General features: G+C 58.7%; 20 protein-coding genes. All 20 read left to right on the forward strand.

Annotation, left to right across the window (positions count from 1 at the left end):
• Window positions 1-4: 4 nt before the first annotated feature.
• The 20 genes from rpsB to kdsA all read left to right on the forward strand — a co-directional run bounded on the left by rpsB (window position 5) and on the right by kdsA (window position 23,690).
• Window positions 5-742, forward strand: a complete 738-nt coding sequence (gene rpsB, locus GV818_RS16640) for a 30S ribosomal protein S2 (protein ID WP_011059524.1) — start codon at window positions 5-7, stop codon at window positions 740-742.
• A 205-nt stretch (window positions 743-947) separates the two neighbouring features.
• Window positions 948-1,811 (forward strand): translation elongation factor Ts, encoded by an 864-nt coding sequence (gene tsf / locus GV818_RS16645; protein ID WP_161757962.1) that lies wholly within the window; start codon window positions 948-950, stop codon window positions 1,809-1,811.
• Between the two features lie 207 nt (window positions 1,812-2,018).
• Window positions 2,019-2,762 carry a UMP kinase gene (gene pyrH, locus GV818_RS16650; RefSeq protein ID WP_011059526.1) on the forward strand — a complete coding sequence of 248 codons (744 nt, stop codon included), beginning with the start codon at window positions 2,019-2,021 and terminating at the stop codon, window positions 2,760-2,762.
• Window positions 2,759-3,316: a ribosome recycling factor gene (gene frr, locus GV818_RS16655; protein WP_161757961.1), complete on the forward strand. Its 558-nt coding sequence runs from the start codon at window positions 2,759-2,761 to the stop codon at window positions 3,314-3,316. The genes pyrH and frr overlap by 4 nt, the downstream gene beginning before the upstream one ends.
• A gap of 15 nt (window positions 3,317-3,331) precedes the next feature.
• The gene (gene uppS, locus GV818_RS16660; RefSeq protein ID WP_161777017.1) at window positions 3,332-4,087 is read left to right on the forward strand and encodes a polyprenyl diphosphate synthase; all 756 of its coding nucleotides are present in this window, start codon (window positions 3,332-3,334) and stop codon (window positions 4,085-4,087) included.
• Window positions 4,087-4,890, forward strand: a complete 804-nt coding sequence (locus GV818_RS16665; protein ID WP_161777018.1) for a phosphatidate cytidylyltransferase — start codon at window positions 4,087-4,089, stop codon at window positions 4,888-4,890. Before uppS ends, GV818_RS16665 begins: the two co-directional genes overlap by 1 nt.
• Entirely contained in the window at window positions 4,887-6,077 is a 1,191-nt protein-coding gene (gene ispC / locus GV818_RS16670; RefSeq protein ID WP_161777019.1) for a 1-deoxy-D-xylulose-5-phosphate reductoisomerase, read from the forward strand. Before GV818_RS16665 ends, ispC begins: the two co-directional genes overlap by 4 nt.
• Before the next feature lie 49 nt (window positions 6,078-6,126).
• A complete protein-coding gene (rseP, locus tag GV818_RS16675; protein WP_161777020.1) occupies window positions 6,127-7,479 on the forward strand; it encodes a sigma E protease regulator RseP in 1,353 nt (450 codons plus the stop codon).
• 74 nt (window positions 7,480-7,553) lie between these two features.
• Window positions 7,554-9,941 (forward strand): outer membrane protein assembly factor BamA, encoded by a 2,388-nt coding sequence (bamA, locus tag GV818_RS16680; RefSeq protein WP_161757956.1) that lies wholly within the window; start codon window positions 7,554-7,556, stop codon window positions 9,939-9,941.
• A gap of 45 nt (window positions 9,942-9,986) precedes the next feature.
• Entirely contained in the window at window positions 9,987-10,490 is a 504-nt protein-coding gene (locus tag GV818_RS16685; RefSeq protein ID WP_161757955.1) for an OmpH family outer membrane protein, read from the forward strand.
• A gap of 3 nt (window positions 10,491-10,493) precedes the next feature.
• A complete protein-coding gene (lpxD, locus tag GV818_RS16690) occupies window positions 10,494-11,549 on the forward strand; it encodes a UDP-3-O-(3-hydroxymyristoyl)glucosamine N-acyltransferase (RefSeq protein WP_161757954.1) in 1,056 nt (351 codons plus the stop codon).
• 109 nt (window positions 11,550-11,658) lie between these two features.
• The gene (gene fabZ, locus GV818_RS16695) at window positions 11,659-12,099 is read left to right on the forward strand and encodes a 3-hydroxyacyl-ACP dehydratase FabZ (RefSeq protein ID WP_007924058.1); all 441 of its coding nucleotides are present in this window, start codon (window positions 11,659-11,661) and stop codon (window positions 12,097-12,099) included.
• Window positions 12,096-12,872, forward strand: coding sequence for an acyl-ACP--UDP-N-acetylglucosamine O-acyltransferase (gene lpxA / locus GV818_RS16700; protein WP_161757953.1), 777 nt, complete (start codon window positions 12,096-12,098; stop codon window positions 12,870-12,872). Before fabZ ends, lpxA begins: the two co-directional genes overlap by 4 nt.
• 2 nt (window positions 12,873-12,874) lie before the next feature.
• On the forward strand, window positions 12,875-14,008 hold the full coding sequence (gene lpxB / locus GV818_RS16705; protein WP_161777021.1) for a lipid-A-disaccharide synthase: 1,134 nt from the start codon (window positions 12,875-12,877) through the stop codon (window positions 14,006-14,008).
• A gap of 7 nt (window positions 14,009-14,015) precedes the next feature.
• The gene (gene rnhB / locus GV818_RS16710) at window positions 14,016-14,648 is read left to right on the forward strand and encodes a ribonuclease HII (RefSeq protein ID WP_161777044.1); all 633 of its coding nucleotides are present in this window, start codon (window positions 14,016-14,018) and stop codon (window positions 14,646-14,648) included.
• A gap of 210 nt (window positions 14,649-14,858) precedes the next feature.
• Window positions 14,859-18,380 carry a DNA polymerase III subunit alpha gene (dnaE, locus tag GV818_RS16715; RefSeq protein WP_161757951.1) on the forward strand — a complete coding sequence of 1,174 codons (3,522 nt, stop codon included), beginning with the start codon at window positions 14,859-14,861 and terminating at the stop codon, window positions 18,378-18,380.
• A 139-nt stretch (window positions 18,381-18,519) separates the two neighbouring features.
• A complete protein-coding gene (locus GV818_RS16720; RefSeq protein ID WP_161757950.1) occupies window positions 18,520-19,467 on the forward strand; it encodes an acetyl-CoA carboxylase carboxyltransferase subunit alpha in 948 nt (315 codons plus the stop codon).
• A 149-nt stretch (window positions 19,468-19,616) separates the two neighbouring features.
• Window positions 19,617-20,933: a tRNA lysidine(34) synthetase TilS gene (gene tilS, locus GV818_RS16725; RefSeq protein ID WP_161777022.1), complete on the forward strand. Its 1,317-nt coding sequence runs from the start codon at window positions 19,617-19,619 to the stop codon at window positions 20,931-20,933.
• A gap of 274 nt (window positions 20,934-21,207) precedes the next feature.
• On the forward strand, window positions 21,208-22,839 hold the full coding sequence (locus GV818_RS16730) for a CTP synthase (protein WP_161757948.1): 1,632 nt from the start codon (window positions 21,208-21,210) through the stop codon (window positions 22,837-22,839).
• 5 nt (window positions 22,840-22,844) lie between these two features.
• A complete protein-coding gene (kdsA, locus tag GV818_RS16735; protein WP_161757947.1) occupies window positions 22,845-23,690 on the forward strand; it encodes a 3-deoxy-8-phosphooctulonate synthase in 846 nt (281 codons plus the stop codon).
• Window positions 23,691-23,791 lie beyond the last annotated feature (101 nt).

Consider the following 23,791-nt stretch of genomic DNA (forward strand, 5'->3'; position numbering starts at 1 on the left):
TATCATGTCCCAAGTCAACATGCGCGATATGCTGAAGGCCGGTGTGCACTTCGGTCACCAAACCCGTTACTGGAATCCGAAAATGGGTAAGTACATTTTCGGCGCGCGTAACAAGATTCACATCATCAACCTTGAAAAAACCCTGCCAATGTTCAACGAAGCTCTGACTTTCGTAGAGCGTCTGGCCCAGGGCAAAAACAAGATTCTGTTCGTCGGCACCAAGCGTTCCGCTGGCAAGATCGTTGCTGAAGAAGCAGCACGTTGCGGTTCGCCGTACGTCGATCACCGCTGGTTGGGCGGCATGCTGACCAACTACAAAACCATCCGTGCTTCCATCAAGCGTCTGCGTGACCTTGAAGTGCAAGCAGAAGACGGCACCTTCGCCAAGCTGACCAAGAAAGAGGCGCTGATGCGCACTCGCGATCTGGAAAAGCTGGATCGTTCCCTGGGTGGTATCAAGGACATGGGCGGCCTGCCTGACGCGCTGTTCGTGATCGACGTTGACCACGAGCGCATCGCGATCACCGAAGCCAACAAGCTGGGCATCCCGGTCATCGGCGTTGTCGATACCAACAGCAGCCCGGAAGGCGTTGACTACATCATCCCAGGCAACGATGACGCCATTCGCGCCATCCAGCTGTACATGGGTTCGATGGCTGACGCTGTGATCCGTGGTCGCAACAACGTTGCTGGCGGCACCGAAGTGTTCGAAGAAGCTGCAGCACCGGCGGCTGAAGCCTGAGTAACTGACGCTTAGCGTTTACTCAGTACGCAAAAAGGGGGCTTGGCCCCCTTTTTGCCAACTCGAAAATCATTTCGTTGTCGTGCCCCTCTGCAGTTTCTGTAATGCGGGGCTGTTATGAAATGAATTCGGGGCAGTGCCCAAGAATTGAACGCCCGTTCGGTCGGGTGGAATGGTTGAAAACCTATCCAAGAGGATTTTGAAAATGGCAGAGATTACTGCAGCGTTGGTCAAAGAACTGCGCGAGCGTACCGGCGAAGGCATGATGGATTGCAAAAAGGCCTTGACCAAGGCTGGCGGCGACATCGAGAAAGCTATTGATGACATGCGTGCTTCCGGCGCGATCAAGGCTGCCAAGAAGGCTGGCAACGTTGCTGCCGAAGGCGCCATCGCCATCAAAGAAGACGGCAAGGCTGCCGTGATGATCGAAGTCAACTCGCAGACCGACTTCCTGGCTCTGCAGGACGATTTCAAGAACTTCGTCAACGCCTGCGTTGAAAAGGCTTTCGCTGAAAAACTGACCGACGCAGCTCCGCTGATCGCCGCTCAGGAATCGGCGCGTGAAGCCCTGGTCGCCAAAGTGGGCGAGAACGTCAATATTCGTCGCCTGGTGCGTGTCGAAGCTGACGTGCTGGGTTCGTACCTGCACGGCAACAAGATCGGTGTTGTGGTCGCTCTGAAAGGCGGCAACGCTGACCTGGCTAAAGACATCGCCATGCACGTAGCTGCGAGCAACCCTGAGTTCCTGCTGCCTTCGCAAGTTTCCGCAGAAGCCATCGAGCGCGAAAAAGCCGTGTTCCTGAGCCTCAACGAAGACAAGATGAAAGGTAAGCCGGCCGAAATCGTCGAGAAGATGATTGCCGGTCGTATCAGCAAGTTCCTGGCTGAAGCCAGCCTGGTTGAGCAAGCCTTCGTCAAGAACCCAGAAGTCACCGTTGGTACTCTGGCCAAGCAAGGCGGCGCTGAAATCGTTTCCTTCACCTACTTCAAGGTCGGTGAAGGCATCGAGAAGCCAGTAGACAACTTCGCTGAAGAAGTTGCTGCTCAGCTGGCCGCCAGCAAGCAATAAGACAGTTCTCCAACTGTCGCCCAGAAGAGGCTGCCCGCTCACGCGCGCAGCCTCTTTTCAAATGGGCAGGGTAATTTAGTTGTTGATCCTCGGAACCGGCTTACAAAGTCGTGTTCTGATGGCGCTGTGACAGCGTCAAGCTAGAGTGAACGCAGGCTGTAAACAGCTGCAAAGAATTTTTAAAATACGCCGCAGGAGAGATTCGCAATGGCTCAGCAGGGCAGTGGTTATCAAGCTCGCTATAAACGCATTCTACTCAAGCTTAGCGGCGAGGCCCTGATGGGCTCGGAAGAGTTCGGCATCGATCCCAAGGTGCTGGATCGCATGGCGCTGGAAGTTGGCCAGTTGGTCGGCATCGGCGTCCAGGTAGGCTTGGTGATTGGTGGTGGCAACCTGTTCCGTGGTGCCGCATTGAGCGCCGCCGGGATGGATCGGGTGACGGGCGACCACATGGGCATGCTGGCCACTGTGATGAACGCCTTGGCCATGCGCGATGCGCTGGAACGTGCGAATATCTCGGCCATCGTGATGTCGGCTATTTCCATGGTCGGCGTGACCGATCACTATGACCGCCGCAAGGCCATGCGCCACCTGAACTCCAAAGAGGTGGTGATCTTCGCGGCCGGTACCGGCAACCCGTTCTTCACTACCGACTCCGCAGCGTGCCTGCGAGCGATCGAGATCGATGCCGATGTCGTGCTCAAGGCAACCAAGGTGGATGGCGTTTACACTGCAGACCCGTTCAAGGACCCGCATGCCGAGAAGTTCGATCATCTGACTTACGATGAAGTGCTGGATCGCAAGCTGGGTGTGATGGATCTGACTGCTATCTGCCTGTGTCGCGATCACAAGATGCCGCTGCGGGTCTTTAACATGAACAAGCCCGGCGCCCTGCTGAATATCGTGCATGGTGGCGCTGAAGGAACCCTGATCGAGGAAGGCGAACAATGATCAACGAGATCAAGAAAGACGCTCAAGAGCGCATGAAGAAGTCCCTGGAATCCCTGGTGCATGCATTCAGCCGCATTCGTACCGGCCAGGCCCACCCGAGCATCTTGGCGGGCGTTATGGTGCCTTACTACGGCACTGATACTCCGATCAATCAGGTGGCCAACGTCACTGTGAAAGATTCTCGTACCCTGCAAGTGGTTGCGTTTGAACGCAACATGCTGGCTGCTGTGGACAAGGCGATCCAGAGTTCCGGTCTGGGCTTCAACCCGACCAACCTGGGTGAGTTGCTGTTGATCGGCATGCCGGCCCTGACCGAAGAAACCCGCAAGGGCTTCACCAAGCAAGCCCGTGAAGCGGCAGAAGATGCCCGCATTGCAGTGCGCAATGTGCGTCGTGACGCGCTGAGCCAGCTCAAGGACTTGGTCAAGGAAAAAGAAATCAGCGAAGACGACGAGCGTCGTGCGGCTGACGATATCCAGAAGCTGACCGACAAGTTCGTGGCTGAAATCGAAGTGGCCGTGAAGCAGAAAGAAGCCGACTTGATGGCTGTATAAGGGTCGGGCGTTTTCATGGAAAAGACCAAACAGCCTGTACCATCTTCGGTGCCGCGACATGTCGCGATTATCATGGATGGTAATAACCGCTGGGCTAAAAAGCGCTTTATGCCGGGTGTTGCCGGGCATAAGGCGGGCGTCGATGCGGTACGTGCCGTCATTGAGGTGTGTGCTGAGGCCAAGGTCGAAGTCCTGACCCTGTTTGCCTTTTCCAGTGAGAACTGGCAGCGCCCTGCAGATGAAGTCAGTGCCTTGATGGATCTGTTCTTCAAGGCGCTGCGCCGTGAGGCCAAGCGTCTCAACGAAAACAACATCAGTCTGCGGATCATTGGTGACCGTTCGCGCTTTCATCCCGAGTTACAGGTGGCGATGCGCGAGGCGGAAGCCATTACCGCGGGCAGCGGTCGTTTCATTTTGCAGATCGCCGCCAACTATGGCGGGCAGTGGGATATCGCCCAGGCCGCCCAGCGCCTGGCGCGCGAGGTTCAAGCCGGTCATTTGCGTCCCGAGGATATTACTCCGGGGCTGTTGCAGACCTGCCTGGCGACCGGCGACTTGCCGTTGCCGGATCTGTGCATCCGTACTGGCGGTGAACATCGCATCAGCAATTTCCTGCTTTGGCAGCTGGCTTATGCCGAGCTGTACTTCTCCGACCTGTTCTGGCCGGACTTCAAACACGAAGCCATGCGTACTGCGCTGGCCGATTACGCATCTCGCCAGCGGCGTTTCGGTAAAACGAGCGAGCAGGTCGAGGCTGGAGCCCGGGTTTAATGCTTAAACAACGAATCATTACTGCGCTGATCTTGCTGCCGATCGCTTTGTGCGGTTTTTTCCTGCTCGAGGGTTCGGGGTTTGCCCTGTTCATCGGGCTGGTGGTAAGCCTGGGTGCTTGGGAATGGGCGCGACTGGCGGGTTTTGAGGCGCAGCCGGCTCGGGTTGCCTATGCACTGTCAGTGGCAGCTCTGTTGTTCCTTATGTATCTGATTCCTGGCGTCGCCCCCTGGGTTCTGGGGGCTGCGGTGTTGTGGTGGGGCTTGGCGACTTTCCTGGTGCTCACCTATCCGCGTTCCAGTGAGCAATGGTCCGGTGCTGCGCCCAAGCTGTTGATCGGTTTGCTGATCCTGTTGCCAGCCTGGCAAGGGCTGGTATTCATCAAGCAGTTGCCGCTGGGCAACTGGCTGATCATGGCGGTGATGGTACTGGTCTGGGGGGCGGACATCGGCGCCTACTTCTCCGGCAAGGCTTTCGGCAAGCGCAAGCTGGCGCCGCAGGTCAGTCCTGGCAAGAGCTGGGAGGGCGTGTATGGCGGTCTGGTATTGAGTCTGGTGATCACCGCGGTAGTGGGGTTGGTCCGTGGCTGGAGTCTTGGGCAAATCGTTCTGGGGCTGCTTGGGGCGGCCATCGTGGTCTTCATCTCAGTGGTCGGTGACCTGACCGAGAGCATGTTCAAGCGCCAGGCCGGGATCAAGGACAGCAGCAACCTGTTGCCTGGTCACGGTGGTGTTCTGGACCGGATCGACAGCCTGACAGCGGCAATTCCGGTATTCGCGGTGCTGTGGATGGCCGCGCAGTGAGCCGTGTGCAGCAGATCACGGTTCTCGGGGCTACGGGTTCCATCGGTCTGAGTACTCTGGATGTGATTGCCCGTCATCCAGATCGCTATCAGGTATTCGCTCTTACGGGGTTCAGTCGTGTAGCTGAGCTGCTGGCACTGTGCGTACGCCATGTACCTCGCTTTGCGGTGGTGCCAGAGGCTGCCGCTGCCAGTCGCCTGCAGGAAGGCCTGCTGGCCGCAGGCTTGTCGACGCAGGTGCTGGTCGGTGAGCAGGGGTTGTGCGAGGTGGCATCGGCCCCTGAGGTCGACGCGGTGATGGCGGCAATTGTCGGGGCGGCGGGCTTGCGTCCGACCCTGGCGGCAGTCGAGGCTGGCAAGAAAATCCTCCTGGCCAATAAAGAAGCGCTGGTGATGTCCGGTGCGCTGTTCATGCAGGCGGTGGGTAAGAGTGGCTCGGTGCTGCTGCCTATCGACAGTGAGCACAACGCGATTTTTCAATGCATGCCCGCGGATTTTTCCCGGGGGCTGAGTCAGGTGGGTGTACGGCGGATTTTGTTGACCGCGTCGGGTGGTCCATTCCGTCAGACGCCTCTGGCCGAGCTTGAGCATGTTTCGCCGGAGCAGGCCTGCGCTCATCCGAACTGGTCCATGGGGCGCAAGATCTCGGTGGATTCGGCGAGCATGATGAACAAAGGGCTGGAGCTGATCGAGGCGTGCTGGCTGTTCGATGCCAAGCCTTCACAGGTCGAGGTGGTGGTGCATCCGCAAAGCGTGATCCACTCGCTGGTGGATTATGTCGATGGTTCGGTGCTGGCGCAGCTGGGTAATCCGGATATGCGCACCCCCATCGCCAATGCCCTGGCCTGGCCGGAGCGCATCGACTCCGGTGTGGCGCCGCTGGACCTGTTTGCAATTGCCCGCCTGGACTTCCAGGCGCCGGACGAGCAGCGGTTCCCATGTCTGCGCTTGGCTCGCCAGGCTGCCGAGGCGGGCGATAGCGCTCCGGCGATGTTGAATGCAGCCAATGAAGTGGCGGTTTCGGCGTTTCTCGAACGGCGCATCCGTTATCCGGAGATCGCGAGTATCATCGACGAAGTTTTAAGTCGTGAGCCGGTGTTTGCAGTCAATGAGCTGGGCGCTGTATTTGCGGCAGACGCCAAGGCTCGGAGCCTGGCTGAACAATGGTTGCAGCGTAACGGACGGTAGGATTCGTGACCCGCGCGAGTGGCGGCGAATAGGATTGCGGAGAAAGTAGATGAGCGCGCTCTATATGATTGTCGGCACCCTGGTAGCCCTGGGCGTGCTGGTCACCTTCCATGAATTTGGTCACTTCTGGGTCGCACGTCGTTGTGGCGTCAAGGTGCTGCGGTTCTCCGTGGGCTTCGGTATGCCCCTGTTGCGCTGGCACGATCGTCGTGGCACCGAGTTCGTGATCGCCGCCATTCCCTTGGGCGGTTACGTGAAAATGCTCGATGAGCGTGAAGGCGAGGTGGCAGCCGAGGAATTCGACCAGACCTTCAATCGCAAGTCCGTTGGTCAGCGCATTGCCATTGTCGCGGCAGGCCCGATTGCCAACTTTCTCCTGGCACTGGTGTTTTTCTGGGGCTTGGCGATGCTGGGTAGCCAGCAGGTACGGCCGGTCATCGGCGATGTCGAGGCGGGCAGTATCGCCGCCAAGGCTGGGCTCGGCGCTGGCCAGGAAATTGTCGCTATTGATGGTGAACCGACTTCCGGCTGGGCAGCGGTGAACTTGCAGTTGGTGCGACGCCTTGGCGAGTCCGGCGCGTTGCAGGTGCTGGTGCGTGAGCAAGGCACGACAGTGGATTCGCCACGCCAGCTGGAGCTGGACAAGTGGCTCAAGGGGGCTGACGAGCCGGACCCGATTCGCTCTCTGGGCATTCGCCCATGGCGTCCGGCGTTGCCGCCGGTATTGGCTGAACTTGACCCTAAGGGCCCGGCCCAGGCGGCTGGCCTGAAAACCGGCGACCGTCTGTTGGCCCTTGATGGTCAGTCGCTAAACGACTGGCAGCAAGTGGTTGATTGGGTGCGTGTGCGCCCCGATACCAAAATTGTGCTGCATGTCGAGCGCGATGGTGCTCCAATCGATGTCCCTGTGACCTTGGCCAGTCGTGGCGAAAGCAAAGCGCCAAACGGCTACCTTGGGGCGGGAGTGAAGGCCGTGGATTGGCCGCCGGAGATGCTGCGCGAGGTCAGTTACGGGCCTCTCGAGGCGATTGGCGAAGGCGCCCGGCGTACTTGGACCATGAGTGTCCTGACCCTCGAATCACTGAAGAAAATGTTGTTCGGCGAGCTCTCGGTAAAAAACTTGAGTGGACCGATAACCATTGCTAAAGTGGCGGGCGCTTCTGCCCAGTCGGGCATTGCTGATTTCTTGAATTTCCTTGCTTATCTGAGTATTAGCCTGGGTGTTCTGAATTTGTTGCCCATCCCGGTACTGGATGGGGGACATTTGTTGTTTTATCTGATCGAGTGGGCGCGTGGTCGTCCCTTGTCGGATCGGGTGCAGGGTTGGGGGATACAGATCGGTATCAGCTTGGTGGTCGGAGTCATGCTGCTTGCTCTGGTCAACGATCTGGGTCGTCTGTAACGCTTCGCTGAATTGCGAATCTGCCGCATTTTGCGGCAGTTTGTTTATTGCCAGTTGGAATAAGAAAGGACTTCATGAAACGTCTGCTGCTAACTGCGGTTCTCACCGTATTGATGATCGCCGAAGTTCACGCCGAGTCCTTCACTATCTCCGATATCCGGGTCAACGGCCTCCAGCGCGTTTCCGCGGGTAGCGTCTTTGGGGCCTTGCCGTTGAACGTCGGTGAGCAGGCGGACGATCGTCGCCTGGTGGAATCCACTCGTGCGCTGTTCAAAACCGGTTTCTTTCAAGATATCCAACTGGGCCGCGATGGCAACGTTCTGGTCATCACGGTAGTCGAACGGCCGTCGGTTGCCAGTATCGAGATCGAAGGCAACAAGGCGATCTCTACTGAAGACCTGATGAAAGGCCTCAAGCAGTCCGGTCTGGCTGAAGGTGAAATCTTCCAGCGTGCGACCCTCGAAGGCGTGCGTAACGAGCTGCAGCGTCAATATGTCGCTCAGGGCCGTTACTCGGCTACCGTTGAGACCGAAGTGGTGCCGCAGCCACGTAACCGGGTTGGCCTGAAGGTCAATATCAACGAAGGCACGGTCGCTGCCATCCAGCACATCAACGTGGTGGGTAACACGGTCTTCCCTGATGAAGACTTGATCGGCCTGTTCGAGCTGAAGACCACCAACTGGCTGTCGTTCTTCAAGAACGATGATAAGTACGCCCGTGAAAAACTCTCCGGTGACCTGGAGCGTCTGCGTTCCTATTACCTGGACCGCGGCTATATCAACATGGATATCGCTTCGACCCAGGTGTCCATCACCCCGGACAAGAAGCACGTCTACATCACTGTTAACGTCAACGAAGGCGAGAAGTACAGCGTTCGTGACGTGAAGCTCAGCGGTGACTTGAAAGTGCCTGAAGACCAGGTCAAGGCGTTGCTGCTGGTGGAAAAGGGCCAGGTGTTCTCGCGCAAGCTGATGACCACCACTTCTGAACTGATCACCCGCCGTCTGGGTAACGAGGGTTATACCTTCGCCAACGTCAACGGCGTGCCTCAGCCACACGACGAAGATCACACAGTGGACATCACCTTCGTGGTGGACCCGGGCAAGCGTGCTTACGTCAACCGCATCAACTTCCGTGGCAATACCAAGTCCGAGGACGAGGTATTGCGTCGTGAAATGCGTCAGATGGAAGGCGGTTGGGCGTCGACCTACCTGATCGACCAATCCAAGACCCGTCTTGAGCGCCTGGGCTTCTTCAAGGAAGTCAACGTCGAGACCCCGGCTGTTCCGGGTGTCGATGACCAGGTTGACGTGAATTACGCCGTTGAAGAACAAGCCTCCGGCTCGATCACCGCCAGTGTCGGTTTTGCCCAGAGTGCTGGCCTGATCCTCGGAGGTTCGATCACTCAGAACAACTTCCTGGGTACCGGTAACAAGGTCAGCATCGGCCTGACCCGCAGCGAATACCAGAGCCGCTACAACTTCGGCTACGTAGACCCCTACTGGACTGCCGATGGCGTGAGCCTGGGTTACAACGCCTTCTATCGCACCACTGACTACAAAGACCTCGATGTCAACGTCGCCAGCTATGCGGTGGATAGCCTGGGTGCCGGCGTCAGCGTGGGTTACCCGATCAGTGAGACTTCGCGTCTGACCTTCGGTCTGACTGCGCAACAGGACAAGATCAAGACTGGCCTGTACACCGTCGACGAAATTTTTGACTTCGTGAACCAGCAGGGCAGTAACTACCTTAACTTCAAGGCTTCCGCCGGCTGGTCCGAGTCGACCCTGAACAAAGGCGTGCTGGCCACTCGTGGCCACTCTCAGAGCCTGGTTCTGGAAGCAACCACTCCGGGTAGCGACCTGTCGTTCTTCAAGCTCGACTACCGTGGCCAGTTGTTCCAGCCGCTGACTGAAAATTACACCATGCGCTTCCACACCGAGTTGGGCTATGGCGATGGCTATGGTTCTACCAATGGCTTGCCGTTCTACGAGAACTACTATGCTGGTGGTTTCAACTCGGTTCGTGGTTTCAAAGACAGCACCTTGGGTCCGCGTAGTACCCCAAGTCGTGGTGTTAATGCGACCGGCAACGCTGGCACTGCAGCTGACCCGGATCAGGATCCGCTGCCGTTCGGTGGTAACGTGTTGATCCAAGGTGGTGCTGAATTGCTGTTTCCACTGCCATTCGTCAAGGATCAGCGTTCTCTGCGGACTTCGGTGTTCTGGGATGTGGGTAACGTATTCGACTCCAAATGCTCGAACGTAAAAAATACCAACGGCGTTTCCTCCAATACGCAGTGCAACGACATCAGTCTCAGCAATTTGGCCAGCTCCGTGGGTGTTGGTGTGACTTGGGTCACCGCCCTGGGCCCACTGAGTTTTGCCCTGGCAATGCCAGTGAAGAAACCGAATAACGCTGAAACTCAGGTGTTTCAATTCTCCCTCGGTCAGACTTTCTAATAGCCTGATCCAAGATAACGACAATGGATTTTGTAGGAGTGCATCGTGCGTAAGTTGACTCAATTGGTTCTCCTGGCCACCGTTCTGGTCGCGAGCCCGGCATTTGCCGACATGAAAATTGCTGTACTGAACTATCAGATGGCTTTGCTGGAATCCGACGCTGCGAAGAAGTACGCAGTGGACGCAGAGAAGAAGTTCGGCCCGCAACTGACCAAGCTGAAAACGTTGGAAAGCAGTGCCAAGGGCATCCAGGATCGCCTGGTTGCCGGTGGCGACAAGATGCAGCAAGGCGAGCGTGAGCGTCTGGAACTCGAGTTCAAGCAAAAGGCCCGTGATTTCCAGTTCCAATCCAAGGAACTGAACGAAGCCAAAGCCGTGGCTGACCGTGAAATGCTCAAGCAGTTGAAGCCGAAGCTGGACAGCGCAGTTGAAGAAGTCATCAAGAAAGGTGCTTTCGATCTGGTCTTCGAACGTGGCGCAGTGATCGATGTCAAGCCTCAGTACGACATCACCCGCCAGGTTATCGAGCGCATGAATCAGCTGAAGTAAACCATGACCGCGACTATGAAGCTCGGCCAGTTGGCCGAGTTCCTCGGCGCCACCTTACGTGGCGACGCGGAGAAGGAAATCACTGGGCTAGCCACCTTGCAGGAGGCTGGCCCAGCTCAGTTGAGCTTTTTGGCAAACCCTCAATACCGCAAGTATCTGCTGGATAACCAGGCCGGCGCGGTGCTGTTGAAGGCCGCCGATGCCGAGACCTATGCCGGTGATGCACTGGTGGTGGCTGACCCTTACTCGTCCTATGCACGGGTTTCCCATTTGTTCGACCCCAAGCCCAAGGCTGCGGCTGGCATCCATCCTTCCGCGGTGATTGCTGCTGATGCGTTGGTGGATCCTGCGGCGAGCATCGGTGCGTTCGCGGTGATCGAGAGTGGTGTGCGAATTGCGGCTGGGGTGACCATCGGTGCCCATTGTTTCATTGGCGCCCGCTGCGAAATCGGCGAAGGCGGTTGGCTGGCCCCGCGGGTAACGCTGTACCACGATGTGCGCATCGGCAAGCGTGTGGTCATCCAGTCGGGGGCGGTGCTGGGCGGTGAAGGCTTCGGTTTCGCCAATGAGAAAGGCATCTGGCAGAAGATTGCGCAGATCGGCGGCGTGACCATCGGTGATGATGTGGAGATCGGGGTCAACACCGCGATCGACCGCGGTGCGCTGGCTGATACCCTCATTGGCAATGGCGTGAAGCTGGACAACCAGATTCAGATCGCTCACAACGTGCAGATCGGCGATCACACTGCCATGGCGGCTTGTGTGGGGATTTCCGGCAGTACCAAGATCGGCAAGCACTGTATGCTCGCCGGCGGTGTGGGCCTGGTGGGCCACATTGAGGTTTGTGACAACGTATTCCTCACCGGGATGACCATGGTGACCCACTCGATTACCGAGCCGGGTGCCTACTCTTCCGGTACGGCCATGCAGCCTGCTGCCGAGTGGCGCAAAAGCGCGGCACGCATCCGCCAGCTCGATGATCTCGCGCGGCGTCTGCGTCAGTTGGAAAAGCGCGTTGGGGACGTGACCCCTGGCGGCAATGCTTCATCTGATGGCTGATACCATTTCCATATCAAGTGTGCTCAGCCGCTAGACGGCCTCCTTGATTTGCTAGAGGAGCGTGCGTTAGTCGCACGCTCCCACTCTTTACTACAGGCTTCCCCCCGAAATGATGGACATCAACGAGATTCGCGAATACTTGCCTCACCGTTACCCTTTCCTGTTGGTGGATCGGGTAGTGGACCTGGATGTTGAGGGCAAGTGCATTCGTGCCTACAAAAATGTCAGCATCAACGAGCCATTCTTCAATGGTCACTTCCCTGCGCATCCGATCATGCCGGGCGTATTGATCATCGAAGCCATGGCTCAGGCTGCGGGCATTCTCGGTTTCAAGATGCTCGACGTGAAGCCGGCCGATGGCACCCTCTACTACTTCGTCGGTTCCGACAAACTGCGTTTCCGCCAGCCGGTGCTGCCGGGCGACCAGTTGATCCTTGAAGCCAAGTTCATCAGCTGCAAGCGTCAGATCTGGAAGTTCGAGTGCCAGGCGTCGGTGGATGGCAAGCCAGTATGCTCCGCTGAAATTATCTGTGCGGAACGCAAACTGTGAGTTTGATTGACCCTCGCGCAATCATCGATCCGACGGCCGTTCTGGCCGACGGCGTTGAGGTTGGCCCGTGGTCGATCATTGGTGCCGGTGTGGAAATCGGCGAGGGCACCGTGATCGGGCCCCACGTGATTCTCAGAGGCCCCACCCGGATTGGGAAGCACAACCGCATCTACCAGTTTTCTTCGGTAGGTGAGGACACCCCTGATCTGAAGTACAAGGGCGAGGAAACCCGCCTGGTGATCGGTGACCACAATGTGATCCGCGAAGGCGTGACCATTCACCGTGGCACCGTCCAGGATCGTTCCGAAACCACGCTGGGCGACCATAACTTGATCATGGCCTATGCCCATATCGGCCATGACAGCGTTATTGGTAACCACTGCATTCTGGTTAACAACACGGCGTTGGCTGGCCATGTGCATGTGGATGACTGGGCGATTCTCTCCGGTTTTACCCTGGTGCATCAGTATTGCCATATTGGCGCTCACAGCTTTTCCGGCATGGGCACGGCTATCGGCAAGGATGTGCCTGCATTCGTCACGGTGTTCGGCAATCCTGCTGAGGCCCGCAGCATGAACTTTGAAGGCATGCGTCGTCGTGGTTTCAGCGAAGATGCGCTCCATGCACTACGGCGCGCCTACAAGGTGGTTTACCGCCAGGGGCTGACGGTGGATCAAGCCTTGGCCGAACTGGCCGAGCCGGCTGCACAGTTTTCCGAAGTCGCGATATTTCGTGACTCGATCCAGTCTTCGACTCGCGGCATCACCCGTTAATCATGAACACTCTGTGTATTGCGCTGGTGGCTGGCGAAGCCTCCGGCGATATTCTCGGCGCCGGTTTGATGCGCGCGCTCAAGGCTCAGCACCCGGCTGTCAAATTCATTGGGGTCGGCGGTCCGTTGATGGAGGCCGAAGGCCTGAAATCCTACTTCCCGATGGAGCGCCTGGCGGTCATGGGCTTGGTGGAAGTGCTTGGACGCTTGCGTGAGCTATTGGCTCGCCGCAAGAAGCTGGTCCAGACCCTGATCGCTGAAAAGCCGGATGTATTCATCGGTATCGATGCTCCTGATTTCACCCTGAACATTGAGCTCAAGCTGCGCCAGGCCGGCATCAAGACGGTGCATTACGTCAGTCCTTCCGTCTGGGCCTGGCGGCAGAAGCGTGTGCTGAAGATTCGCGAAGGCTGCGACCTGATGCTGACTCTGTTTCCCTTCGAGGCGAAGTTCTACGAAGAGAAAGGCGTTCCGGTGAAGTTCGTTGGCCATTCCCTGGCCGATGCTATTCCGCTGCAAGCCGATCGGGCGGCAGCGCGTGCAGAGTTGGGCTTGCCCGAGGGGCCGCTGGTGGCCTTGATGCCTGGCAGCCGAGGCGGTGAAGTAGGGCGCCTGGGCGGCTTGTTCCTCGATGCTGCTCAGCGCTTACGGGCCATGCGTCCTGGCGTGCGCTTCATCATGCCGTGCGCCAGTCCGGAGCGACGCGTCCAGTTGGAAGAGCTGCTGGCCAGTCGTGATTTGCCGCTGACCTTGCTCGATGGTCAGTCGCACAAGGCTCTGGCCGCCTGTGACGCGGTGTTGATCGCCTCTGGCACCGCGACCCTGGAAGCCTTGCTCTACAAGCGACCGATGGTGGTGGCTTACCGCCTGGCGCCGCTGACCTTCTGGATTCTCAAGCGCATGGTCAAGAGCCCTTATATTTCCTTGCCGAACTTGTTGGCTCAGCGTTTGCTGGTGCCCGAGTTGCTGCAGGATGACGCTACCGCAGAGGCTTTGGCTCAGACCTTGTCACCGCTGATCGAAGGTGGTGAAGAGCAGACCCGCGGTTTTGACCAGATCCATCGAACCTTGCGTCGTGATGCGTCCAACCAAGCGGCGCGAGCGGTACTTGAACTGATCGGAACCCACAGTGAGTAACTCGAAGATGCAGATGGGCCTGGATTTCTCTTTGGTGGCGGATGCCGAAGACCTGGTGGCCGGTGTCGACGAAGTCGGCCGCGGGCCCTTGTGTGGCGCGGTGGTCACTGCGGCGGTGATTCTCGATCCGAATCGGCCGATTCTCGGCCTCAACGACTCGAAGAAACTCACCGAGGCCCGTCGTGAGAAGCTGTTCGACGAGATCTGCGAAAAAGCCTTGAGCTGGTGCATTGCCCGGGCCGAAGTCGAAGAGATTGATGAGCTGAACATTCTCCACGCCACCATGTTGGCCATGCAGCGCGCGGTGGAAGGCCTGAGCGTGACCCCGAAGTTGGCAATGATCGATGGCAACCGTTGTCCGAAGCTGGCGATGCCGGCAGAAGCGGTAGTCAAGGGTGATAGCAAGGTTCCGGCGATTGCCGCCGCATCGATTCTGGCCAAGGTCAGTCGTGACCGTGAAATGGCCGCGTTCGAGTTGATTTACCCGGGCTACGGCATTGGCGGTCACAAAGGCTACCCAACTCCGGTGCACCTGGAGGCCCTGGCACGGTTGGGGCCGACGCCAATTCACCGGCGTTCCTTTGCCCCTGTGCGTCAAGCCTACGAAGTGCGTGAGGCGCAGGGCGAGATTCAGTCCTGAGGCTGATGTTTTAGTTAAGGCCCGGTACAATCCGGCTGCTTTAAAGACTGAAGAGTGACGGTAAGACAAGGCGAGCGATGGCGATAAAGTGCAGTTGATGTCAGTCAATGAGCATTTCTAGCTGTTGTTCAACGATGTTTACCGAGCTCGCTGCCTTTAAATCGCCTGATTTCCGGGCCTTGTTGTTTTCGCGCTTATTACAGGATCACTATGCCGGCTTCATTCGTTCACCTGCGCCTGCACACTGAATACTCCCTGGTCGACGGTCTGGTGCGGATCAAGCCGCTGGTCAAGGCGCTGACTGGCATGGGCATGCCGGCAGTGGCGGTTACCGACCAGAACAACATGTGTTCCCTGGTCAAGTTCTACAAGACCAGCATGGGCGCCGGAATCAAGCCGATCTGCGGTGCCGACCTGTGGCTGTCGAACAAGGACCCGGATAACCCCCTGAGCCGCATCAGCCTGCTGGCGATGAATGCCTTGGGTTATCGCAACCTCACCGAGCTGATTTCCCGCGGCTTTATCGATGGTCAGCGCAATGGCCAGATCATCATCGAGCGCGAATGGGTGGCAGAGGCCGCGGAAGGTCTGATCATGCTCTCGGCGGCCAAGGAGGGCGAGATCGGCATGGCCCTGATTGCCGGCGACCTAGAAGTGGCCGAAACCCTGGCGCGCGAATGGATGGCGGTGTTCCCGGAGCGTTTCTACCTGGAAGTACAGCGCACCAACCGGCCCAATGACGAAGAGCAACTGCACGCCGCCGTGGCCCTGGCCGACAAGATCGGTGCGCCGCTGGTGGCGACCAACGATGTGCGCTTTATCAAGCAGGAAGACTTTGCCGCTCACGAGACCCGAGTATGTATCGGTGAAGGCCGAGCCCTGGATGACCCGCGCCGCTCGAAAAACTACAGCGATCAGCAGTATCTGAAAAGTGCCGAGGAGATGGCCGAGCTGTTCAGCGATCTGCCCGAGGCGCTGGAAAACACCGTCGAAATCGCCAAACGCTGCAACATCGAGGTCAAGCTGGGCAAGCACTTCCTGCCCGACTACCCGATCCCCGATGGCATGACCATCGATGAGTATTTCCGCAAGGTTTCCTTTGACGGGCTGGACGAGCGCCTCAGCGTGCTGCTGCCCAAGGACACCACCGAGGACTATGAAGCCAAGCGTCAGGTCTATGTCGACCGGCTGAATTTCGAGCTGGATATCATCATCCAGATGGGCTTCCCCGGTTACTTCCTGATCGTTATGGACTTTATCCAGTGGGCCAAGAGCAATGGCGTGCCGGTAGGTCCGGGCCGAGGCTCGGGTGCTGGTTCCCTGGTAGCCTACGTGCAGAAGATCACTGACCTCGATCCGCTGGAATACGACCTACTGTTCGAACGTTTCCTTAACCCGGAACGGGTCTCCATGCCCGACTTCGACGTCGACTTCTGCATGGACGGTCGTGACCGGGTGATCGACTACGTGGCCGAGAAATACGGCCGCAACGCGGTGAGCCAGATCATCACCTTCGGTTCCATGGCGGCCAAGGCTGTGGTCCGTGACGTGGCGCGGGTGCAGGGCAAGTCCTACGGCCTGGCCGACCGCCTGTCGAAGATGATCCCCTTCGAAGTCGGCATGACCCTGGAAAAAGCCTATGAGCAGGAAGAGATCCTGCGGGACTTCATCAAGGTCGATGAAGAGGCGGCAGAAATCTGGGAGATGGCGCGCAAGCTCGAAGGCGTAGTGCGTAACGTCGGCAAGCACGCCGGTGGTGTGGTGATCGCGCCAACCAAGCTCACCGACTTCTCGCCGATCTATTGCGATGAAGAGGGTGGCGGCCTGGTTACCCAGTTCGACAAGGATGACGTCGAGGCTGCCGGCCTGGTGAAGTTCGACTTCCTCGGCTTGCGGACCCTGACCATCATCGACTGGGCTCTGAAGACGATCAACCGCGACCGTGCCAAGGTCGGTGAGGAGCCGCTGGACATCGCCTTCATCCCTCTGGATGACAAACCGACTTACAGCCTGCTGCAAAAAGCTGAAACCACGGCGGTGTTCCAGCTGGAATCCCGTGGCATGAAGGAGCTGATCAAGAAGCTCAAGCCCGACTGCCTCGAAGACTTGATCGCACTGGTGGCCCTGTTCCGACCGGGCCCGCTGCAATCGGGCATGGTGGATGACTTCATCAACCGTAAGCACGGTCGCGCCGAACTGGCCTACCCGCACTCGGACTACCAGTACGAAGGGCTCAAGCCTGTGCTGGCGCCGACTTACGGCATCATCCTGTATCAGGAACAGGTGATGCAGATTGCCCAGGTCATGGCCGGTTACACCCTGGGTGGTGCGGACATGCTGCGTCGCGCCATGGGTAAGAAAAAACCCGAAGAAATGGCCAAGCAGCGTGGTGGCTTCATTGAGGGGTGCGTCTCCAACAATATCGACCCGGACCTGGCGGGTAACATTTTCGACCTGGTGGAAAAATTCGCCGGTTATGGCTTCAACAAATCCCACTCCGCTGCCTACGGCCTGGTGTCGTACCAGACTGCCTGGCTGAAGGCGCACTACCCGGCGCCGTTCATGGCGGCGGTACTTTCCGCGGATATGCACAACACCGACAAGGTCGTGACCTTGATCGAGGAAGTGCGGATCATGAAGCTGCGCCTCGATGCACCGGACGTGAACACCTCCGAGTTCAAATTCACGGTGAACGACGAAGGTCGCATCGTGTATGGCCTGGGTGCGATCAAGGGGGTCGGTGAGGGGCCGGTGGAAGCCATCACCGAAGCCCGAGCGGAAGGCCCTTTCAAGGACCTGTTCGATTTCTGTGCCAGGGTCGACCTCAAGCGCATCAACAAACGGACCCTGGACGGCCTGATTCGCAGTGGCGCCCTGGACCGCCTCGGTCCGCACTTTTTCGATGAGCCCAAGGCCTACCAGGCCAACATCGACCAGAACCGCGCGGTGCTGCTGGCGGCCATGGAAGAAGCGATCAAGGCTGCGGAGCAGACCGCCCGTACCCACGACAGTGGCCACGCCGACCTGTTTGGCGGGGTGTTCGTCGATGAGGATGCGGATGTCTACGCCAACCATCGCAAGGCCAAGGAACTGACCCTCAAGGAGCGCCTGAAAGGCGAGAAAGACACCCTGGGGCTGTACCTGACCGGGCACCCGATCGACGAATACGAAGGCGAGATCCGTCGTTTCGCCCGTCAGCGCATCATCGATCTTAAGCCGGCCCGGGATACCCAGACCGTAGCGGGAATGATCATTGCCCTGCGGGTAATGAAGAACAAAAAGGGCGACAAGATGGGCTTCATCACCCTCGACGACCGCTCGGGGCGGATTGAAGCCTCGCTGTTTGCCGATGCGTTCCACTCGGCGCAGTCGCTGCTGCAGACCGACGCGATGGTGGTGGTGGAGGGCGAGGTCAGCAACGACGACTTCTCCGGCGGCCTGCGCCTGCGGGTCAAGCGGGTGATGAGCATGGAGGATGCGCGGACCAACCTGGCGGAAAGCCTGCGCCTGAAAGTCCACAGCGATGCCCTGAAGGGCGATCAGCTACGCTGGCTGGGTGATCTGTTCAAGCGCCACCGCGGTGCGTGCCCGATTACCATGGAATACACACGGGATGACGCCAAGGCCCTGCTGCAGTTTGGCGAGAACTGGCGGATCGACCCGGCGGACAGCTTGATTCAAGCCCTGCGTGACCAGTTCGGGCGAGACAACGTCTTCCTCCAATACCGTTGACGGTGAGGTGCCATCATTGCGCCTCATCGCCACTTGAATTTTTAATCTCGACCTCAACGCGTCCGTCCCTTAAGGTAGGGCGCGAATAGACAACCGGCCGGCCCAAGCCCCCTTGGACGTCGAGCCCAGACGGACGCCTATGAACCCGAATTTTCTTGATTTCGAACAGCCGATCGCCGACCTGCAAGCCAAGATCGAAGAGTTGCGCTTGGTCGGTAATGACAATTCGCTGAATATCGGCGATGAGATTTCCCGCCTGCAGGACAAGAGCAATACCCTGACCGAGGACATCTTCGGCAAGCTCACCAGCTGGCAGATCGCACGTCTGGCGCGGCACCCGCGTCGTCCGTACACCCTGGACTACATCCAGCACATCTTTACCGAGTTCGACGAGCTGCACGGCGATCGCCACTTCTCCGACGACGCCGCGATTGTCGGCGGGATTGCGCGCCTGGACGAGCAGCCGGTGATGATCATCGGTCACCAGAAAGGCCGTGAAGTGCGCGAGAAGGTCCGCCGCAACTTCGGCATGCCGCGTCCGGAAGGCTACCGCAAGGCCTGCCGCCTGATGGAAATGGCCGAACGCTTCAAGATGCCGATCCTGACCTTTATCGACACCCCGGGCGCCTATCCAGGCATCGACGCAGAAGAGCGCAACCAGAGCGAGGCGATTGCCTGGAACCTGCGGGTCATGTCGCGTCTGAAGACCCCTATCATCGCCACCGTGATCGGTGAGGGTGGTTCCGGCGGCGCGTTGGCCATCGGTGTCTGCGACCAGTTGAACATGCTGCAGTACTCCACCTACGCGGTGATCTCGCCGGAAGGCTGTGCCTCTATCCTGTGGAAAACCTCGGAAAAGGCCCCAGACGCGGCTGAAGCGATGGGCATTACTGCTGAGCGCCTGAAGGGCCTGGGGATTGTCGACAAGGTGATCGGTGAGCCGCTGGGCGGCGCCCATCGCGATCCAGCCACTGCTGCCGCGTCAATCCGTGCCGAACTCAGCTCGCAACTGGCGATGCTCAAGGAGATGGATAACGACACGTTGCTGGCTCGTCGTTATGACCGTCTAATGAGCTACGGTCTCTGATCGACCGTCGTTCTCCCTTGTAGGAGTCGCCGGGCGGCGCTCCGTTTGCTAGCGACCCTGGCGCTGTTGATCGATCCGATTACGGCGCCATCCTTTATCGTGGGCAAGCGCAACACCGCCTAGCCGCTCCTATAGGTCTTGATCGGTTGATGAACCTTCTCTCTGCCAAATTGCTGCAAAACCTGGCGCCCTGGCGTGAAGCCTCGACCTGGCGCATCGCTTTCTCCGGTGGCCTGGATTCCACCGTTCTGCTGCACCTCCTTGCCAATCTGGCGCAACAACACTCCCTTCCGACTCTGACAGCTGTGCATGTCCATCACGGACTGCAAGCGGCTGCGGATGCCTGGCCGACCCATTGTCAGGTGTTCTGTGATGCCTTGGGTGTCCCTTTGCAGGTGGTTCATGTCCAAGTGCAAGCTGGTGCCAGCCTGGAGCGCGCTGCCCGAGATGCGCGCTATGGCGCCTTCGAGCGCGTGATTGGCGTCAATGAAGTGCTGCTGACGGCGCAGCATCGCGACGACCAGGCTGAAACCCTGTTGTTTCGTCTGTTGCGCGGTGCCGGGGTCAGAGGATTATCAGCGATGCCGGAAACCCGGCCTTTGGGAAGGGGACATCTGCTGCGGCCTTTGCTGGACGTGTCTCGCGCCGATCTTGAGAGCTATGCCGCGGAGCATCGGCTGAGTTGGGTCGAGGACCCTTCCAACGCGGATCATCAGTACTCGCGCAATTACCTGCGGCATCAGGTCATGCCGTCGTTGATTGCTCGCTGGCCCCAGGCGGCGGCGAGCATGAGTCGTAGTGCTGCGCATCTCAGTGAGGCGAAGGGCTTGCTCGATGAACTGGCGTTGTTGGATCTGGCGGTTGCTGAGAGTTCGAGCAACTTCCCCTGGTTGGGCCTGCCTTCACTGGCTTTCGCACCCTTGCAGCAGTTGTCCCCGGCACGCCAGCGCAATGCCTTGAGCCACTGGTTGAGCAGGTTTACTCGCTTGCCGGATACCGATCATTGGCTGGGTTGGGAGAACCTGCGCGATGCGGGAGGCGAGGGACGGCCGCTTTGGCGTTTGGCCGATGGCGAGTTGCACCGTGCTGCAGGGCGTATCTGGTGGTTGTCCGGCGTTTGGCTGCAGTCGGTCGGGGAGGGCGTCGAATGGAGCGATCCGCAGAGTCCGTTGCAATTGCCGGGTAATGGCCGGGTTGCCTTCAGTGGCCCGGCACCGAGCGGGCCGTTGCATATTCGTTACCGCCAGGGCGGTGAAATCATGCAGGTAGCTGGGCGCGGCCATCGTGACTTGAAGCGTCTGCTCAACGAAACCGGGCTGCCGAGCTTTGCCCGTGGCAGATTGCCGCTGCTGTATCAGAATGACCGGCTGCTGGCGCTGGCGAACCTGCCAGCACTTGGTGCAAACCCCCGGGGAGGCTGGCAATTGCACTGGGTGCCACCGACCAGCGATCAAGGTTTGAGCTGAAAGGGGCTTTCCGGTAGACTACGCTCCCTTCTTGATACAACTTCTGTGGATTCGCCTGAATTGCAGGAGTTGCCGATTACCAAGCAGTCTTTGCTGGGCGATTCCAAAAAATGTGTAGCGAGCAACGTACCGGTGTTATTGCACCCGGTCTGTCACAACGCGGCGGTTTTTTTGAAAGGTGCACTGTGATTAATGCAGGTGATCGGGGGCTTCGGCCTTCCTTCGCTTTCCCCGGCGGCACTGACCGCTTTAACGCAGACTTCTAGGGTTTTTCATGACGCGCTACATATTCGTCACGGGCGGTGTTGTTTCTTCATTGGGGAAAGGCATTGCCTCCGCTTCATTGGCGGCCATCCTGGAGGCGCGGGGACTTAAGGTCACCATGCTCAAGCTGGACCCGTACATCAACGTCGACCCGGGCACCATGAGCCCGTTCCAGCACGGTGAAGTGTTCGTCACCCACGACGGCGCCGAGACCGACCTGGACCTGGGCCACTACGAGCGGTTCATCCGCACGACCATGACCCAGAACAACAACTTCACCACCGGCCGTGTCTACGAGCACGTGCTGCGCAAAGAGCGCCGTGGTGACTACCTGGGTGCAACCATCCAGGTGATTCCGCACATCACCGACGAAATCAAGCGCCGCATCATCAAGGGTGCCGGCGACGCTGACGTGGCAATGGTCGAAATCGGTGGCACCGTGGGTGACATCGAATCGCAACCGTTCCTGGAAGCTATCCGCCAACTGCGCTTCGAAGTCGGCGCCAAGCGCGCGATGCTGATGCACCTGACCCTGGTTCCGTACATCGCTACCGCTGGCGAGACCAAAACCAAGCCAACCCAGCACTCGGTCAAGGAACTGCGCTCCATCGGCCTGCAACCGGACGTGCTGGTATGTCGCTCCGACCATCCGATCGACATCTCTTCGCGTCGCAAGATCGCGCAATTCACCAACGTTGAAGAGCGTGCGGTGATCGCCCTGGAAGACGCTGACACCATCTACAAGATTCCGGGCATTCTGCACTCCCAGGGCCTGGATGATTTTGTTGTCGAGCGTTTCGGCCTGCAATGCACCGGTGCCGATCTGTCCGAGTGGGAAGCTGTGGTCGATGCCAAGCTGAACCCGGAACACGAAGTCACCATCGCCATGGTCGGCAAGTACATGGAGCTGCTAGACGCCTACAAGTCGCTGATTGAAGCGATGAGTCACGCTGGCATCAGCAATCGCACCAAGGTCAACCTGCGCTACATCGATTCCGAAGATATCGAAAACCAAGGTACCGCGCTGCTGGAAGGTGTCGATGCGATCCTGGTTCCAGGTGGCTTCGGTCTGCGTGGCGTGGAAGGCAAGATCACTGCCGTGCAATACGCTCGCGAAAACAAGGTGCCGTACCTGGGGATCTGCCTGGGCATGCAAGTGGCGGTCATCGAGTTCGCTCGTAACGTCATGGGTTGGAAAGATGCCAACTCCACCGAGTTCGATCGCGCTAGCGGCCACCCGGTCGTGGGCCTGATCACCGAGTGGGAAGACGCTACCGGTGCTGTCGAGACCCGCACCGAAACTTCCGATCTGGGCGGTACCATGCGTCTGGGCGCTCAGGATTGCCTATTGGAGCCGGGCTCCAAGGTGCACGATTGCTACGCCAAGGACGTGATCGTCGAGCGTCACCGTCACCGCTACGAAGTGAACAACAAGCTGCTGCCGCAACTGGTTGACGCCGGCCTGAAAATCTCCGGTCGTTCCGGCGATGGCGCGCTGGTCGAAGTGGTCGAGGCTCAGGATCATCCTTGGTTCGTCGCGTGCCAGTTCCACCCTGAGTTCACCTCGACGCCACGTGACGGTCACCCACTGTTCAGCGGTTTCGTCAAAGCAGCATTGGCTCAACACCAGAAGAAGGCTTGAACCTGATGGCGCAGAAGATCATCCGCGTAGGCAACATCGAGATCGCCAACGACAAACCGATGGTGCTGTTCGGCGGCATGAACGTGCTGGAAAGCCGCGACATGGCGATGCAGGTCTGTGAAGAATACGTACGGGTTACCGAGAAACTCGGTATTCCCTACGTGTTCAAGGCCAGTTTCGATAAGGCCAACCGCTCGTCGGTGACCTCATACCGTGGCCCGGGCCTGGAAGAGGGCATGCGGATTTTCGAAGACGTGAAGCAGGCCTTTGGCGTGCCGATCATCACCGACGTCCACGAACCGGCCCAGGCCGCCGTGGTCGCCGAAGTCTGCGACATCATCCAGCTGCCGGCCTTCCTTTCGCGGCAGACCGACCTGGTGGTGGCCATGGCCAAGACCGGTGCGGTGATCAACATCAAGAAAGCCCAGTTCCTCGCGCCCCAGGAAATGCAGCACATCCTGAGCAAGTGCGAAGAAGCCGGCAACGATCAGTTGATCCTTTGCGAGCGCGGTTCCAGCTTTGGCTACAACAACCTGGTGGTGGACATGCTCGGCTTCGGCATCATGAAGCAGTTCGAATACCCGGTATTCTTCGACGTCACTCACGCCCTGCAAATGCCGGGTGGTCGTGCCGATTCGGCCGGCGGTCGCAGGGCTCAGGTCACCGACCTGGCCAAGGCCGGCATGAGCCAGTCCCTGGCAGGCCTGTTCCTTGAAGCCCACCCGGATCCGGACAACGCCAAGTGCGACGGTCCCTGCGCCCTGCGCCTGGACAAGCTCGAGCCGTTCCTGGCCCAACTCAAGGCCCTGGACGAGCTGGTCAAGAGTTTTCCGACGGTAGAAACCGCGTAAAACCGATTTCTCCGGTAAAGTACCGCACGATTATTGCTCAGGCCCCCGGGCCTGAGCCTTATTGTCTGCAAGACTGCCCACTTTCCCCGCCTTGCCGACGG

The sequence above is a fragment of the Pseudomonas sp. Fl4BN1 genome (assembly GCF_009908285.1).
In the GTDB taxonomy this organism is placed as follows: Bacteria; Pseudomonadota; Gammaproteobacteria; order Pseudomonadales; family Pseudomonadaceae; genus Aquipseudomonas.

What these genes read in the sequence shown, in the direction of transcription:
- rpsB (WP_011059524.1), top strand. Translation starts at nt 5, where the DNA reads ATGTCCCAAGTCAACATGCGCGATATGCTGAAGGCCGGTGTGCACTTC.
- tsf (WP_161757962.1), top strand. Translation starts at nt 948, where the DNA reads ATGGCAGAGATTACTGCAGCGTTGGTCAAAGAACTGCGCGAGCGTACC.
- pyrH (WP_011059526.1), top strand. Translation starts at nt 2,019, where the DNA reads ATGGCTCAGCAGGGCAGTGGTTATCAAGCTCGCTATAAACGCATTCTA.
- frr (WP_161757961.1), top strand. Translation starts at nt 2,759, where the DNA reads ATGATCAACGAGATCAAGAAAGACGCTCAAGAGCGCATGAAGAAGTCC.
- uppS (WP_161777017.1), top strand. Translation starts at nt 3,332, where the DNA reads ATGGAAAAGACCAAACAGCCTGTACCATCTTCGGTGCCGCGACATGTC.
- GV818_RS16665 (WP_161777018.1), top strand. Translation starts at nt 4,087, where the DNA reads ATGCTTAAACAACGAATCATTACTGCGCTGATCTTGCTGCCGATCGCT.
- rseP (WP_161777020.1), top strand. Translation starts at nt 6,127, where the DNA reads ATGAGCGCGCTCTATATGATTGTCGGCACCCTGGTAGCCCTGGGCGTG.
- bamA (WP_161757956.1), top strand. Translation starts at nt 7,554, where the DNA reads ATGAAACGTCTGCTGCTAACTGCGGTTCTCACCGTATTGATGATCGCC.
- lpxD (WP_161757954.1), top strand. Translation starts at nt 10,494, where the DNA reads ATGACCGCGACTATGAAGCTCGGCCAGTTGGCCGAGTTCCTCGGCGCC.
- fabZ (WP_007924058.1), top strand. Translation starts at nt 11,659, where the DNA reads ATGATGGACATCAACGAGATTCGCGAATACTTGCCTCACCGTTACCCT.
- lpxB (WP_161777021.1), top strand. Translation starts at nt 12,875, where the DNA reads ATGAACACTCTGTGTATTGCGCTGGTGGCTGGCGAAGCCTCCGGCGAT.
- rnhB (WP_161777044.1), top strand. Translation starts at nt 14,016, where the DNA reads ATGCAGATGGGCCTGGATTTCTCTTTGGTGGCGGATGCCGAAGACCTG.
- dnaE (WP_161757951.1), top strand. Translation starts at nt 14,859, where the DNA reads ATGCCGGCTTCATTCGTTCACCTGCGCCTGCACACTGAATACTCCCTG.
- GV818_RS16720 (WP_161757950.1), top strand. Translation starts at nt 18,520, where the DNA reads ATGAACCCGAATTTTCTTGATTTCGAACAGCCGATCGCCGACCTGCAA.
- tilS (WP_161777022.1), top strand. Translation starts at nt 19,617, where the DNA reads ATGAACCTTCTCTCTGCCAAATTGCTGCAAAACCTGGCGCCCTGGCGT.
- GV818_RS16730 (WP_161757948.1), top strand. Translation starts at nt 21,208, where the DNA reads ATGACGCGCTACATATTCGTCACGGGCGGTGTTGTTTCTTCATTGGGG.
- kdsA (WP_161757947.1), top strand. Translation starts at nt 22,845, where the DNA reads ATGGCGCAGAAGATCATCCGCGTAGGCAACATCGAGATCGCCAACGAC.